The organism is Bacillus sp. ISL-46 (assembly GCF_018613205.1).
Genome location: NZ_JAGGQR010000027.1, coordinates 32,530 through 46,809 on the forward strand (window position 1 = coordinate 32,530; position 14,280 = coordinate 46,809).

14 protein-coding genes and 1 pseudogene are annotated in these 14,280 nt (G+C 37.9%); 12 read left to right on the forward strand and 3 right to left on the reverse strand.

Features of this window, described 5'->3' with window-relative positions; genetic code table 11:
- Positions 1-136: 136 nt before the first annotated feature.
- From yknW to J7E67_RS15215, 6 genes and pseudogenes are all read left to right on the forward strand, one after another.
- The gene (gene yknW, locus J7E67_RS15190) at positions 137-808 is read left to right on the forward strand and encodes a YknW family membrane protein (protein WP_214732276.1); all 672 of its coding nucleotides are present in this window, start codon (positions 137-139) and stop codon (positions 806-808) included.
- Positions 808-1,938 carry an efflux RND transporter periplasmic adaptor subunit gene (locus J7E67_RS15195; RefSeq protein WP_214732277.1) on the forward strand — a complete coding sequence of 377 codons (1,131 nt, stop codon included), beginning with the start codon at positions 808-810 and terminating at the stop codon, positions 1,936-1,938. Before yknW ends, J7E67_RS15195 begins: the two co-directional genes overlap by 1 nt.
- Positions 1,935-2,627: an ABC transporter ATP-binding protein gene (locus tag J7E67_RS15200; RefSeq protein ID WP_214718820.1), complete on the forward strand. Its 693-nt coding sequence runs from the start codon at positions 1,935-1,937 to the stop codon at positions 2,625-2,627. The genes J7E67_RS15195 and J7E67_RS15200 overlap by 4 nt, the downstream gene beginning before the upstream one ends.
- The gene (locus J7E67_RS15205) at positions 2,624-3,817 is read left to right on the forward strand and encodes an ABC transporter permease (RefSeq protein WP_214718822.1); all 1,194 of its coding nucleotides are present in this window, start codon (positions 2,624-2,626) and stop codon (positions 3,815-3,817) included. The genes J7E67_RS15200 and J7E67_RS15205 overlap by 4 nt, the downstream gene beginning before the upstream one ends.
- Before the next feature lie 179 nt (positions 3,818-3,996).
- Positions 3,997-5,160 carry a tryptophan synthase subunit beta gene (trpB, locus tag J7E67_RS15210; RefSeq protein ID WP_214732278.1) on the forward strand — a complete coding sequence of 388 codons (1,164 nt, stop codon included), beginning with the start codon at positions 3,997-3,999 and terminating at the stop codon, positions 5,158-5,160.
- Positions 5,161-5,328: 168 nt separating this feature from the next.
- Positions 5,329-5,948, forward strand: a pseudogene (locus tag J7E67_RS15215) (YitT family protein).
- 228 nt (positions 5,949-6,176) lie between these two features.
- Here the strand turns inward: J7E67_RS15215 and J7E67_RS15220 are convergent.
- Both J7E67_RS15220 and J7E67_RS15225 read right to left on the reverse strand, forming a co-directional pair.
- Complete coding sequence (locus J7E67_RS15220) at positions 6,177-6,950, reverse strand: alpha/beta fold hydrolase (protein WP_214732279.1); 774 nt, start codon at positions 6,948-6,950, stop codon at positions 6,177-6,179.
- Positions 6,951-7,032: 82 nt separating this feature from the next.
- Positions 7,033-7,455 (reverse strand): alpha/beta fold hydrolase, encoded by a 423-nt coding sequence (locus tag J7E67_RS15225; RefSeq protein ID WP_251026789.1) that lies wholly within the window; start codon positions 7,453-7,455, stop codon positions 7,033-7,035.
- A 498-nt stretch (positions 7,456-7,953) separates the two neighbouring features.
- Between J7E67_RS15225 and J7E67_RS15230 the strand changes: the two genes are divergently transcribed.
- The 6 genes from J7E67_RS15230 to J7E67_RS15255 are packed head-to-tail and all read left to right on the forward strand — an operon-like array spanning position 7,954 to position 13,196.
- Entirely contained in the window at positions 7,954-9,588 is a 1,635-nt protein-coding gene (locus J7E67_RS15230) for a long-chain-fatty-acid--CoA ligase (protein WP_214732280.1), read from the forward strand.
- A gap of 18 nt (positions 9,589-9,606) precedes the next feature.
- Positions 9,607-10,386 carry an SDR family oxidoreductase gene (locus tag J7E67_RS15235; RefSeq protein WP_214714781.1) on the forward strand — a complete coding sequence of 260 codons (780 nt, stop codon included), beginning with the start codon at positions 9,607-9,609 and terminating at the stop codon, positions 10,384-10,386.
- 36 nt (positions 10,387-10,422) lie between these two features.
- Positions 10,423-10,905 carry a hypothetical protein gene (locus J7E67_RS15240; RefSeq protein ID WP_214714780.1) on the forward strand — a complete coding sequence of 161 codons (483 nt, stop codon included), beginning with the start codon at positions 10,423-10,425 and terminating at the stop codon, positions 10,903-10,905.
- Positions 10,889-11,512 carry a hypothetical protein gene (locus J7E67_RS15245; RefSeq protein ID WP_214732281.1) on the forward strand — a complete coding sequence of 208 codons (624 nt, stop codon included), beginning with the start codon at positions 10,889-10,891 and terminating at the stop codon, positions 11,510-11,512. Before J7E67_RS15240 ends, J7E67_RS15245 begins: the two co-directional genes overlap by 17 nt.
- A gap of 22 nt (positions 11,513-11,534) precedes the next feature.
- A complete protein-coding gene (locus J7E67_RS15250; protein WP_214714776.1) occupies positions 11,535-12,101 on the forward strand; it encodes a polyhydroxyalkanoate biosynthesis repressor PhaR in 567 nt (188 codons plus the stop codon).
- Between the two features lie 21 nt (positions 12,102-12,122).
- Positions 12,123-13,196, forward strand: a complete 1,074-nt coding sequence (locus J7E67_RS15255; RefSeq protein ID WP_214714774.1) for an alpha/beta fold hydrolase — start codon at positions 12,123-12,125, stop codon at positions 13,194-13,196.
- A 77-nt stretch (positions 13,197-13,273) separates the two neighbouring features.
- On the opposite strand, the gene J7E67_RS15260 is transcribed toward J7E67_RS15255, so the two are convergent.
- Complete coding sequence (locus J7E67_RS15260) at positions 13,274-14,056, reverse strand: alpha/beta fold hydrolase (RefSeq protein WP_251026790.1); 783 nt, start codon at positions 14,054-14,056, stop codon at positions 13,274-13,276.
- Positions 14,057-14,280: the final 224 nt, after the last annotated feature.

Genomic DNA, 14,280 nt, shown 5'->3' on the forward strand with positions numbered 1-14,280 from the left:
CAAAAACATGGAACAGAAGACAAATTCTAGAATTTTTCATGGTGTCAGGCACCACTCAAAAAAAATGAAACTTTCGCCTCATTTTATCGTATACTTAATAGGAATATTTTACATATGTGGAATAGGGGTGTTAAACATGGAATTGCAAAAAGAAGTAAATACTTTGAATGAGAATCCGAAGTTATTAGGAATGTTTACAAGTCCAGGTATGCAGTTTGAGAGGATTAAGCAAAGCCCGAAAATATGGGTACCGCTTATTATTATTAGTTTTCTCTATGTGATCGGAATGTCCTTTATGGCACTATCTTTGGATGCGGATACTTTAATTGAACAGGGAGTGCCAAAAGACCAGATAGATTTGGTGTTAACCATTACAAAAGTAACCGTTATGGTAACAGGTATCATTACGCCTATTTTTGGTGTGCTAATCAGCAGTGTGATCCAATTAGCGATTGCAAAAATTGCTAGTTCAACGGTTTCTTTTAAACAATTATTTTCTATGAATACTTATATCATGATAATCGGTGCGGCAGGTCTAATTTTAAATATGGCAATTAGCTTTGCAATCGGTGGAAATCCAGAAATATATATTACTAGTTTAGCAGGGCTGCTGGATCAAGAAAAAGCAGGTGTCTTAGGTTCTATCGAGGTATTTGGGATTTGGTCAGTTATATTAACTGCACTTGGACTGAATAAAACAGCACAATTTTCTAAAGGGCTTGCATGGACGATTGCAATCATATTCTTCCTAATTAGTATTGGCTTTGGATTGATAGGAACTCTATTGCAAGGAGCACCGAATTTATAATGAAAAAGAAAACTTGGATTGCGCTAGGTGTAATTAGTTTGGTCATCATTATGATTTCTGTCAGTGTCTACCGGCAAGTTTTTGCAAAAGGACCTTCCGTTAAAACCGCAGAAATCAGCCAAGAGGAGATCTCCTCACTTTTGATGATTCCCGGTACCGTGAAACTTCCAGAGGAACAACTTGTGTATGCAACTCCTGATAAAGGGGAGATCAAGGAACTGCTAGTAAAAGAAGGACAAATAGTAAAGAAAGGCACTGTCTTGGCCAAATTGCAGAACGCTCAGTTAGAGCTTGAAATTGAGCAAAATAAATTATCGATCCAATCAGCTAACCTAAAAATAAGCCAAATAGATAAAAAAATAGAACAGCTAGAAGAGAAAGAAAAGACCTTGAGTGAGCAGGCTGGAGTAGGTAAAAAAGAAGCTAAAAAACAGCTTGCTCCTGAATTTGAACAGCTTGAGATGGAAAAAGAGTTAGCGAACATAGAACTAAAACAAACAGAGGTTCAAAAAGACCTGATTAGCAAACGCCAGGGTGACTTAGAGATTAAGAGTACAATGGATGGAATCGTTTTAGCAGCAAAAAAGCCAGTATCATCTTCGATCGAAGCAGCAAACGAGCCTATTATACATATTGGTAAGTTAGAAGGAATGACTGCATCGGGCCTTTTGTCTGAATACGATACACTAAAAGTTAGTGGTGGACAAAAAGTGATTATCCGATCTGATGCAGTACCTGGAAAAGAGTGGCAGGGTGTAATTACCAAGACTGCTATTTTGCCAGAGCAGAACCCAACTAGTTTGCAAAATGGCACCCAGGCTGTACAGTATCCCGTAACTGTAAAAATTTCCGGTGATACAAAAACGTTAAAACCAGGTTTCCAAGTCATTATGGTGATTGAAACGGACAAAAAGACAGCAATGGTTCTGCCGCTCGATGCATTATTTGATGATGGAGATAAGCCATATGTGTATCTTGTAAAGGATGGCAAGGCTAATAAGGAGAATGTCAAAACAGGCATCACATCAGGAAAGAAAATTGAAATCCTTGAAGGTGTATCAAAAGGAGACCAAGTCATCATTAATGGACCTGACAATATTAAGGATGGGTTGGAAGTGACAATCAAATGATCCGGCTAGAATCCATCACAAGATCGTTTTTGCTTGGAAAAGAGAGCGTTCATGTCTTAAACGGTATCAGTCTCACGATTCGTGAAGGTGAATTTGCTGCCATTATGGGTCCATCAGGTTCTGGGAAATCAACCTTAATGAATATTCTCGGCTGTTTGGATAAACCGACTGAGGGAGAGTATTACCTTGGCGGGGAAAATGTATCGCATTATCATGACAAAGAATTGGCGAGAGTTAGAAATCAATCGATTGGCTTTGTCTTTCAACAGTTCCATTTGCTACCGCGCTTATCAGCTTTAAAAAATGTCGAACTGCCAATGATTTATGCTGGAATCTCAAAAAAAGAGCGACAGGCCCGTGCTGAAGAGGCACTAATAAAAGTAGGTCTTTCGGATCGAATGAACCATCTTCCCAATTCCCTATCTGGGGGACAAAAGCAACGTGTAGCTATTGCGAGAGCAATTGTCAATAAACCAAAGTTGATATTAGCGGATGAGCCCACGGGTGCTCTTGATTCGAAGACAAGCAAGGACATTATGGAACAATTTAAGGAACTTAATGAGGAAGGTGTAACCATTATCGTCGTTACCCATGAATCAGAAGTGGCGGAATACGCGAACCGAACGATTATGGTTAGAGATGGAATGATTCAATCTCCTTCTATGGGTGTTGGGGGGCCGGCCCTATGAGTTTTATGGAAAATCTTTTTATGGCTTTAAGCTCACTTAAAGCCCATAAGATGCGAAGTATTCTAACGATGCTTGGAATTATTATTGGTGTGGGTGCTGTCATAATCGTGGTAGCAATCGGACAGGGCGGAGAGGCGATGCTTAAATCACAGATTACTGGTCCAGGGAATACTATTGAGATATTTTATCAGCCTTCTGATGAAGAAATGCGTGCAAACCCTAATGTATTTCAGCAAGCTCCATTCAAACAGGAAGATATCAGGGCGCTTGAACAAATTCCGGAAATTAATCGTGTGGTTGCATCAAGCACAAAATTGTCTACTTTTCGATTTCAAAAGGAAACAGGAGATGTGTCTACCACCGGTATAAATCAAGCTTATATCCATTTAAATGAGTTGAAAGTAGCAGAGGGAAGAAATTTTTCAGCTTCTGATTTTCTGGGCGGGCGCCGTGTGGGGTTAGTCAGTAACAAATTGCAGGAGGAATTATTTAAAGGGAAAAATCCCGTCGGAGATATTGTTACGGTAGCCAATCAACCAATTGAAATCATTGGGGTTTTAGAAAAACCAACCGGCCTTTTTTCCTTTGGTTCAATGGAAGTTTATCTACCTTTCCAAACATGGAAAACTATTTACGGAAGCAGCGATTTTAATCAAGTAACCCTTCAAGCAGAGTCTGCTGAGCAATTGCAGCTTGCAGGTAAAAAGGCTGCTAAGCTTTTAAATAATCTGCATAATACGGAAAAGTCTTATCAGGTTATCAATATGGAGGAAATCGCTCAAGGAGTAGGGCAAATTACAAAAATCATGACCTTAATTATCGGGAGTATTGCCGGTATCTCTTTATTTGTTGGCGGGATAGGTGTAATGAATATCATGCTTGTTTCGGTGACAGAAAGAACAAGGGAAATAGGAATCCGCATGGCATTAGGCGCAACTCGAGGCCAAGTATTGACCCAATTTTTAATAGAATCGATGACACTAACCTTTATTGGCGGCATCCTTGGAATATTACTAGGCTGGGGAACGTCAACTATAGTGAGTTTCTTTGCTGGCTGGCCATCCTTGGTGTCTTGGCAAGTAGTGTTAGGCGGCGTGTTGTTTTCGATGGTAATTGGTGTTGTGTTTGGACTGCTTCCAGCAAATAAAGCTTCCAAACTTGATCCGATTGACTCATTGAGATATGAGTAAAGTATTTTTTAAGTAATCTAAAAAGTCTACACGCTGTGTAGGCTTTTTCTATTTATTGCTAAATAGTTAAATGTTTGCAGAAAATGGACTGTATGATAGAATAATTATAGGAATATTCAGTTAATATAATTAAATTTTGTCTGAGTTAGAATAATAAATTAGAAGGAGTCGAGCAGAGCATGGAGAAAGTGAGTGTAGAGAATAAAGGATATTTTGGAGAGTTCGGCGGAAGTTTTGTACCAGAGGATTTACAACTAGTAATGAACGAATTAGAGGAGCAATTTTTCCGTTATAAAGATGACCCGGAATTTATTGAGGAATTCAAATATTACCTAAAAGAATATGTAGGCAGAGAGAATCCGTTAACATTAGCTGAAAATTTAACCAAGCAAAATCAAGGGGCAAAAATTTATCTGAAACGAGAAGATTTGAATCATACAGGGGCACACAAAATTAATAATGCAATTGGTCAGATTCTTTTAGCAAAACGAATGGGTGCAAAGCGAATTATTGCTGAAACGGGAGCAGGCCAGCACGGTGTGGCAACTGCAACCGCATGTGCAATGTTTGGGATGGAATGTATTATTTATATGGGTAAACTGGATACGGAACGCCAAGCGCTCAACGTCTTTCGAATGGAATTATTAGGAGCCAAAGTTGTACCTGTTGATAAAGGGCAGGGCCGCTTAAAGGATGCCGTCGATGAAGCCTTGGGCGACTTGGTGCAAAACTATAAAAATACCTTCTATTTATTAGGTTCGGCCGTGGGTCCTCATCCTTATCCAACAATGGTCAAACACTTCCAAGCAATTATCAGCGAAGAATCGAAACGTCAAATTCTTGAAAAAGAAGGCAGGCTTCCAACAGCTGTAATTGCCTGTGCAGGAGGCGGGAGCAATGCCATTGGTGCCTTTGCCCATTATATTGACGAAAATGATGTGCGCTTAATTGGAGTTGAACCAGCTGAGGCACCGACGATGACTGAAGGGGTCCCAGCTGTGATCCATGGCTTTAGATGTTTAACGTTACTTGATGAGAAGGGCGAGCCTAAACCAACGTATTCGATTGCTGCAGGACTTGATTATCCTGGTGTCGGTCCTGAGCACAGCCATTTGAAAACCAGCGGGCGGGCCGAATATGTAACCGTAACCGGGCAAGAAGCACTCGAGGCGTTTCAGGTATTAAGCAAGACTGAAGGCATTATTCCTGCGTTAGAAAGTTCTCATGCTGTAGCATACGCCATTAAGTTGGCAAAAGAATTGGCAAACGACGATGTGCTGATTGTTAACTTATCAGGCCGTGGCGATAAAGATGTGGAGCAAGTATTTAAGATGTTAAAATAATTTAACAGCATTAAAATATTGACCTAAAAAAGAGTCGTTAGTAACAAATGTGAATTTGTTGCAGCGGCTCTTTTTTTATTCATTTGAGCTATAAAGAATTTTTCTCTATAAATTGAATATAATTTAAGAACACATGTGACCGCACTTTGGATTCATAAGGGGACAAGTATGTATAGGAAAAAAATAAAATTCTATATTGATTTTAGCAGGTCAGGTGGATTCCCTTTTTATCAGCGGTTTTTTTTTATTTTCTTGGGGGCATCTCTGGTCGCTATTTCCTTGCAATTATTTTTGGTAGAAAATCATATTATTGACGGGGGGATTATTGGAATAAGCATCCTTCTTTCACATATTACAAGTGAAGAAATAGGATTGTTTTTGTTGATATTAAATACTCCTTTTTCCTAATTGCTTATCGATTTCTGGGTAGAAGATTTCTCATGCTAAGCCTATTTGCTATTCTTGTCCTATCAATTGAAACCTATTTATTAGAACCGTTTCCTGTCATAACTGATAGCCCGATCGTGGTGATTGTCCTTGGAGGTATTAGTTTAGGACTCGGAGTTGGAATAACCATTCGGTTTGGGGGATGTTTTGATGGGACAGAGGTTTTGGCCATTTTGTTTAGTAAACGTTCCTCTTTTTCAATAGGGCAAATTATTCTGTTATTTAATATATTCATCTTTGGAAGTTCGATTTTCATATTTGGTCCTAAAGAGGCATTTTACTCTATAGCAACCTTTCTCATAGCCTATAAGACTATTGATATTTCTATTCAGGCTCATTAATTTAAAAGTTTTTCCTTGGTGTTAGAAAGTGCAGTAAACCGTTTCTGTGTCAAACCAGCCTTTACTTTTTATGGAAAGGTTTTTAGCTACTCGGAAACAAAAATGGTGGTCGATCATAGAGAATTGGAAAACCTTATCTTACCATACCAAAATGCCCGGTCACCTATGTGACCGGGCATTTTGTAGGTAACTAGAGAGCTATTGTTTCTTTAAAAATTCTAGCACTCTTTAATTCACTAAGTCATTGGCTTCGGTTACATAGATATGACCTGCACCTTGTATAGTCAAAAATTCAGCATTCGGAATTTTCTCTGCTAATGTTACCCCATTTTGGTATGGGACCAATTTATCTTCGTCCCCATGGATCACCAATGTAGGAACCTTGATTTGGTCAATCTCGCTGTAAGTATCATGGGCTAAGCAGGCCTGGAGCTGAAGTATATATGCATAGGGAAGAACAGGTATTTCTATTCTTTTTTGGATGTCCTCTGCAACTAATTCCCGCTGATTTTCGATAAATGCTTGACTGTAAAGGATTGGAGCCGTGGCCCATGCCATTTCTTCTGGTGTTGCAATAGAGGAGCCCCTTGAAAGCATTAACATCGAGACATCGGCACTAGGTTGTACATGATTTACTCCGCCTGAGGTTGTACAACCTAGAACAATCGAACGGATCCGTGTGGGATACATAAGTGCTAATCTTTGTGCAATCATCCCACCCATTGATATGCCATATACATGGGCTGAGTCAACACCGGCAGCATCCAAGACACACCTTGCATCTTCTGCCATTTTCTCGATGGAGTAGGGAGTATCTGGTTTGTCGCTAAGACCTGTACCGCGATTATCAAAAATAATTACCTTAAAATGCTCGCTTAAAGTAGGTAGAGTTCTAAACCAAGATTTTGAATTTAGTGACAACCCCATAATTAATAGTAAGGGTTCACCCTCACCATGAATCTCATAATAAAGATTAATTCCATTCCCGTTGGTTATTGGCATTCTAAAAAACTCCTCCTTTCCATAGATAACGGTAAATTATATGATAATGTGCAATAGTAAAGAACATAGAAGAGGGGAGGAATCATCCTCCCCTTAACTTACTTTTGATTGTTTTTTTCAAAAAATTGCGAAGAATCCTGTTAAAGGCATCCTTTTGCTCTAACTTTGCAATATGACCAGTATTCCTTATAATGACAAATTCAGAGTGTCGAATTTTTTTATGCATTAAAAGCTGCATCCATACAGGAATTACTGAATCATATTGCGACCCCATGATTAACGTAGGGACTTTAATTTTAGGAAGTAAATTTAAATTATTGACTTCTAGACAGGCTTTAACTGATTTAAGAAAGACTTCATGGTTTGGTTTGTAAAATTTTTGAAAGTCTTCATAAATTTTTCCTTTCCATGAATTAAGTGAAATACGTGCAGCTATGTCTTTTGGAAGACTAGGATTAATTGAAAGTGAACGAACTCTCCGATAGTTTGATAGATATTTTTTCATTAGTAATGTACTCACCATGTCCATGTAAATCAGGAATAATCAAGTCATACTGATCCGCAAATTCAAACTGATTGTTCCAGCCCTCCTTTACCTCCCCAAGACCATGAATAAAGACCAAAGGTTCACCTTCACCAAAACGTAAGTAAGGAATTTTAGAGCAACTAATAGACACCTCACTCAAATTTCACCATTTGGACAATGTTGGAATAAAAAAATATTCCGACAATTTTCGCTATATTTTTAGTAATTGCAAAAATAGCTAGATAACTAATGCTTGGTATTCTAGAGGCTCGTCTTTGGTCTTTTGAGGAAATGTGGATTTTTGTTGAATTTTGTCGAGGGTGCGAGGTTTACAAGTTTTCATTTAACTACAATAATCGTAACTATATTAATATTTTAATTAAGGATAATGACGAAAGCTTCGATGAATTTGCAGCCTTATTTATACGGAATATTTATTATTTGACATTAAATCATCCTAAGGAGGCAACGTATCTAATGGTTTATCAGCAAAAACCGTGGTTAAAAATTTATGACCCAAGTCTTGACGAGCATGTAAATATTGAACACAAATCACTTTACGATTTTTTACAAGGTTCAGTAAACCTTTATAACGAAAAGCCTGCATTCACCTTTTATGGCAAGGTTTGGTCCTTCAACGATACAAAAGTGATTACAGATCAATTTGCGTCTGCCTTACATCGAACTGGATTTGCTAAAGGTGATCGTTTATCTATTATGCTTCCAAATTCCCCGCATTACATATTCACGCTTTTTGGCACTTTTTGTCTTGGTGGAATCGCTGTTCAAGTTAATCCAATGTATGTAGAAAGAGAAATTGAACATGTATTAAATGATTCTGGCTCAGAATACATAGTCGTACTAGATGCATTTTATCCAAAGATTAAAGCGATTCAATCAACTACATCTTTAAAAAAGGTAATCGTTGTCAGTTTCGGTGGAGCTAGAATAGACCTTGCTGAAGGCGATCATTATTTTGATGAATTCCTGCATAAGAAAGTAAATATTCCAGAGGTTGAGATTAATCATAATGAGGACGTAGCACTTTTACAATACACAGGAGGAACGACTGGTGTTTCTAAAGGTGTTATGCTTACTCATTACAATATTCTAGCCAATGTCACCCAAGTTTGTGATTTTAGCTATCGACCATGTAAAAATTTACCTGATGATTTGAAGATGATTACGGTTCTGCCAATGTTCCATGTTTATGGACTCTCTAGCATTGCGCTATGTGGTATTAGGGAAGGGGCAAATCAAATCGTTTTACCTCGCTTTGATTCTAAAGAAATCATGGAAACAGTAAAGCGTGAAAAACCATTTCAAATGTCAGCTGTTCCAACCATGTATACTGCATTAAACAGTCAATTAGGTTTAGAAGAAAGCGGATTTAATGATTTATACTACATAAGCTGTGGTGGAGCACCGCTGCCCGTTGAAACTGTAAAAGCCTTCGAGAAGAAAACAGGTGCAATGCTTTATAATGGCTATGGTCTTTCCGAGTCAGCTCCAACAGCCATTTTTAGTCCACCATTCGTCCCGAGGAAATATGGAAGTGTTGGAATTCCTATCCAAAGTACGGTCGCAAGAATAGTTCTTGAAACGGATGACGGATATGTCAATGCACCAGTTGGAGAAGAAGGGGAATTAATTATCCAAGGTCCGCAGGTGATGAAAGGCTATTGGAACCGCCCAGAAGAAACAGCCAAAGTATTAAAGGATGGCTGGCTGTTTACAGGTGATATCGCAAAAATGGATGAAGACGGCTATTTTTATATTGTAGACCGGAAGAAGGATATGATTATTGCGAGCGGATACAATGTTTATCCTAGTGAAATCGAGGAAGTGCTTCATCATCTAGAAGCTATCGAAGAGGTGCTTGTCATTGGTGTCCCAGATTTATACTGCGGTGAAACCGTAAAGGCATTTGTCAAATTGAAAGAAGGATATACTATTTCTGCTGAGGAAATCAAACAATTTGGTAAGGAAAACCTTGCCCCTTATAAGGCACCAAAACTAGTAGAAATACTTGAGGAGCTTCCAAAGTCATCTGTCGGAAAACTCCTTAGAAGAGTATTAAGAGATCAAGAGAAATCAGGGGTTAAAGCTTAATAGAGAGGAAAAAAATCGATGAATAATCAAGAACTTTTCAGTTTAAAAGGGAAAACGGCTATTATCACTGGCGGCGGAAGAGGCTTAGGACAGCAAATCGCAGTCGCATATGCGGAAGCAGGAGCAAATGTGGTGGTTTGTTCGCGTAATCTTGATGCCTGTCAGCAATTTAGTGAAGCCCTCAAAGAAAAGGGGGTTCGTACGCTTGCATTAAAATGTGATGTATCCATTCCAAACGATATCCAACTTGTCGTCGACGAAACCATGAAGGAATTTGGACGGATTGATATTTTGGTTAATAACAGTGGTACCAGTTGGGGAGCACCTGCATTAGAGATGCCTGCCGATAAATGGGATAAGGTAATGGATATTAACCTTAAGGCGGTGTTCCTATTTTCTCAAGCCGTTGGAAAAATAATGGTGGAGCAAAAGGCTGGTAAGATTATCAACATTGCATCAATTGCTGGCATGGGCGGTCAAGATCCATTAGTAATGGATGCGATTGGTTATGCTGCAAGCAAAGGCGCTGTCATTACATTAACAAAGGATTTAGCCGTTAAATTAGCACCATTTAATGTTCATGTGAATGCAATTGCCCCTGGATTTTTCCCGACTAAAATGGCTAAAGCCATCTTGGACTATTCAGGTGAAAAAATACTTGAGAGAACACCAGCAGGCCGTTTTGGTTCTGATGATGATATGAAAGGACCTGCACTTTTCTTAGCTTCGGATGCTTCTAACTATGTGTATGGTCATGTACTTGTCGTTGACGGGGGCACGACTGCCAGTGTACAGTAAAAGGTAGATACTGACTGGTAGTTAAGAGGGGTATAAATGAAGTACACCCATCAAGAAATGGATGCTTTTTATAAAAAGCTTGAAAAAAAATGGAATGAACAAATCCATGCCCGTACCAACAAACGGAGCTTTACTTTAGCTTTTGGGAGGGCATTGGAAGTACATGTGAAACAGATAAGAATTCACAAAAGGTTAACAACTAGGTGGTTAAAGCATTTAGACCTTCCGAATAAGGATGAAATAAGTGCAATTTCTGTAAGAATCGTAGATTATGAGGAAAAATTAGATTTTTTTGATGATGCGATCTACGATATTAAACAAAGCCAGTTGAAGAACAATACCCAGTTAAGAATGGTTCGGAAGTCATGTGAAGCCCTACTATCCGTTTTAGAAATGGAAGTAAAGGATATCCACGACTGCAAGATAAAAAGCCTAGAATCAGAGCTTTTAGAATTAAAACAATTATTTTTTACAAATCATTTAAATTTGGAGGAGAATAACAATGACGAAAAAAACTGAAACTGTACTAGAAGTTGAAAACCAAGAAACTGTGGTAGATGGGGAAAAGGATTTAACAAGTCTAGACCTTGTATGGAAACTTGGCTTTAATGAATTGGATGCCTGGGCAGAGCGCTTTAACAAACAGGATGAACTTTTCTTAGAGGCTGTAAAGAACTATGTGGAAAAGCTTAAACAGAATCAGGAAAATGCTATCACGATTGCTGCTCAATTTGGCATGGAACTTAAAGGGTGGGAGAAAGCAGCACGCGAAGAATTGCTTGTGACCACAACTTCACTACAGAACTTTTTTCCAGTGAAATCCTATGAAGAAATTAACCAAGTAGTAGATGACATTCAAAATAAAACTGCAAATCTATTATTAACACCTACTCAAGCGTTAATAACTGGTCAATTGGAAGCACTAGATAAATATGTGGAAACAGTTGAACAATATATTGCTTATCGAAAAAATGGCAGAGAAAAATATATTGAGAGTGTAAAGAAAACTAGCAATGTTTTATTTGAAAATCAAAAAGTATTTGTGAACATGTTAACTAAACAAGTCAAAACAGCGATGCTGCCATTTCAAAATTATATGAAGGACGTAACCGAGCAACCTAAATAATAACAATATAGGAGTGTAAGTAATGTCAGGTAAAAAACCTTACGATCCATATGAATCCCTTCATAAGTTAAGTTTATTGTGGGAAAAACAGATTAATGATTTTATCTATCTGTTGACTGATAACAAAGATTTCGTGAAAACGTCCAAATTTGGGACTGAAATTAATTCCCGTTTTCTTGAGGAATTAAAAAAGAATCAAGAAGCACTTGCTAGTGTACTAAATTTGCCTACTAAAAATGATGTCTCTAATGTTGCTACTTTAACGATCCAAGCAGAAGAGAAAATTGGAGCACTTGAGGAACAAATTTGGGAACTTCAAGATTCCATGAAGACGCAAAGCAAAGAGATTGAGAGTGTTGTAGAAATTTCCAAAGAAATTATTAAACTGACAAAGCAGCTTAAAATGGAATTAGTAAAAACGAAAAAAGAGCAGATAGACACAAAAGAATTACATGCCGAACTTCAAGAAATGAAGTTTGAAATCATGAAATTAACAAATTTTAAAGAAGAATTTGAGACTTTAAAGGGTCTTATTCTTAAAGGCACAAGTACGGAACAAGAGTTAACTGGATCAGGCTCATCCAAATAAAAATGAAACGGTGGTATGACATTGTCAACTGAAACACCATTAATGGGGTTCATTCCCGAATTGGATTATCAGAAAGAAATGGAACGTTGGGCTAATGTCTATAAGATTTTAAGTGAACCTGAGCCTAAGACAGGTCAGACTCCAAGAACTGAAGTATGGAAAAAAAATAAATCAGTTTTATGGTATTATCCTCCAAAACAGAAGAAGTATGAGATTCCTTTGTTTTTCGTGTATTCGTTATTTAATAAACCCTACATTTTAGATATAGACCCAAAGACAAGTGTAATTAAGAACCTAACCGACATGGGCTATGATGTGTATTTATTGGATTGGGGTACACCAGGCTATGAAGATAAAAAAATCGGTCTTGACACCTATATCGAGAAATATTTAAAAACAGCGGTGAAACGGGCTGTTCGCCATTCTGGAGTAGAAGAAATTACATTAATTGGCTACTGTTTAGGCGGGACGATTGCCGCAATCTATGCATCGATTGCGGAAGAACCAATAAAAAATTTAATTGTTGCAACCGTACCAATTGATTTCTCTACATTTATCGGACAAGATAAATGGGCTGAGGGCCTCAAAGAGGGAGATTTTAACATTGATCATTTCCTTGATGTTTATGGGGTGGTCCCGCCTAAATATGTTGAAATGATGTTTAGAGCGGTTGGATCACCTATTTATTTTACTAACTATACGATGCTTTTAAATCGAGCCCACGATCAGCGGTATGTTGATAAGTGGCGTCGAATGAATAAGTGGACTCTTGATCAGGTTCCTTTTACTGGGGAGGCTTATAAACAATTGGGTAATGACCTAATTAGGGATAACAAGCTGGTTAAAGGGGAATTAGTAGTTGGAAACAAAAAGGCAGATTTGCGGAATATTGATGCCAATCTATTCGTTATCTCTGGATCTAGAGACAATTTAGTTCTAGAAGAACAAAGTAAGCCAATTATGGATTTAGTATCTAGTAAGGATAAAACGTATCTTTGCGTTGAATCAGGCCATGTCGGACTAGCGTTATCTGGCTTATTTGCAGGAATTGTTGATCAATGGGCATCCAGTCGCTCAAATCCGCTTTCAAAATGATTGTGTAATAAAGTTTGGTACAAGGAAATATATAATAAATATAGGCAATGAAGTAGAGGAAGGAGAATCCTTCCTCTCTAACTTGCCGTTTTATGTTTGTTCAAAAATGTCCGAAGAACTTCGTTAAATTCATCTTTTGCCTCTAACTTAACAATATGGCCAGTATTTCTGAAAATAACAAATTCTGAATGGCGAATTTGTTTATGCATCATGCATTGAATCCATATAGGGGTTACGGTATCATACTGCCCGCCAATAATTAAGGTTGGAACTTTTATCTTAGGGAGTAAAGTTAAATTATTTACTTTTAGACATGCCTCCATTGCTTTAAAGAAAAATTCTTTGTTAGGCTTGTAAAATTTTGAAAAGTTTTCGAAATTTTCCTTTGACCAAGAATAGAGGCAGACCTTTGCTGAACTTTCTGTTATAGCCTCAAGAGCTTTATTTTCTGCGCGTAATTTCCTGAGTTTTATAAATAGTTTGCCCAGTTCTCTTGGAGCATAATGTAAAGTGCTTACCAGCATTAGGGAACGGCACATTTCTGGCGCTTGACGATATATTTCTTGCGCTACCACTCCACCCATAGAAAGTCCACATATGTGCGCGCTTTCAAATCCAAGCCCTTTCACTAGACTAATTACATCACGAGCAAAGCTTTCTATCGATATCTCCCCAGGTGAAGTATACTCTCCATGTCCGCGTAAATCAGGGATAATTAAGTCAAACTGGTTCGCAAATTCAAACTGATGTGACCATCCCTCCTTCACCTCACCAAGACCGTGAATAAAGACTAACGGCTCACCTGCACCAAGACGCAAATAAGGAATTCCGGAGCAACTTTTGAATATTTCACTCATCATTCATTCCTCCTAGTTGTTTTATAATAACCTTTATGCCCAATATTGGAACGGAGTAAACGGGTATAATATTCTGATTATCTTATTATATAAATATTAATGGAAAAGTATTACATATGGGTGTAAAACACATATATAGGTACAGGTAGTCTCCTTATCCTTTAAAGTGAGAAAACAAGTGGAAGGAATGCAGATGGTAACTAAAATGAAAAAATGTTGTCAGGTTT

Coding starts and splice junctions, on each gene's coding strand:
- J7E67_RS15225 (WP_251026789.1), bottom strand. CDS start 7,455: ATGAAAAAATATCTATCAAACTATCGGAGAGTTCGTTCACTTTCAATT.
- J7E67_RS15230 (WP_214732280.1), top strand. CDS start 7,954: ATGGTTTATCAGCAAAAACCGTGGTTAAAAATTTATGACCCAAGTCTT.
- J7E67_RS15220 (WP_214732279.1), bottom strand. CDS start 6,950: ATGCCAATAACCAACGGGAATGGAATTAATCTTTATTATGAGATTCAT.
- trpB (WP_214732278.1), top strand. CDS start 3,997: ATGGAGAAAGTGAGTGTAGAGAATAAAGGATATTTTGGAGAGTTCGGC.
- J7E67_RS15260 (WP_251026790.1), bottom strand. CDS start 14,056: ATGATGAGTGAAATATTCAAAAGTTGCTCCGGAATTCCTTATTTGCGT.
- J7E67_RS15245 (WP_214732281.1), top strand. CDS start 10,889: ATGACGAAAAAAACTGAAACTGTACTAGAAGTTGAAAACCAAGAAACT.
- J7E67_RS15205 (WP_214718822.1), top strand. CDS start 2,624: ATGAGTTTTATGGAAAATCTTTTTATGGCTTTAAGCTCACTTAAAGCC.
- J7E67_RS15200 (WP_214718820.1), top strand. CDS start 1,935: ATGATCCGGCTAGAATCCATCACAAGATCGTTTTTGCTTGGAAAAGAG.
- J7E67_RS15195 (WP_214732277.1), top strand. CDS start 808: ATGAAAAAGAAAACTTGGATTGCGCTAGGTGTAATTAGTTTGGTCATC.
- J7E67_RS15240 (WP_214714780.1), top strand. CDS start 10,423: ATGAAGTACACCCATCAAGAAATGGATGCTTTTTATAAAAAGCTTGAA.
- J7E67_RS15235 (WP_214714781.1), top strand. CDS start 9,607: ATGAATAATCAAGAACTTTTCAGTTTAAAAGGGAAAACGGCTATTATC.
- yknW (WP_214732276.1), top strand. CDS start 137: ATGGAATTGCAAAAAGAAGTAAATACTTTGAATGAGAATCCGAAGTTA.
- J7E67_RS15250 (WP_214714776.1), top strand. CDS start 11,535: ATGTCAGGTAAAAAACCTTACGATCCATATGAATCCCTTCATAAGTTA.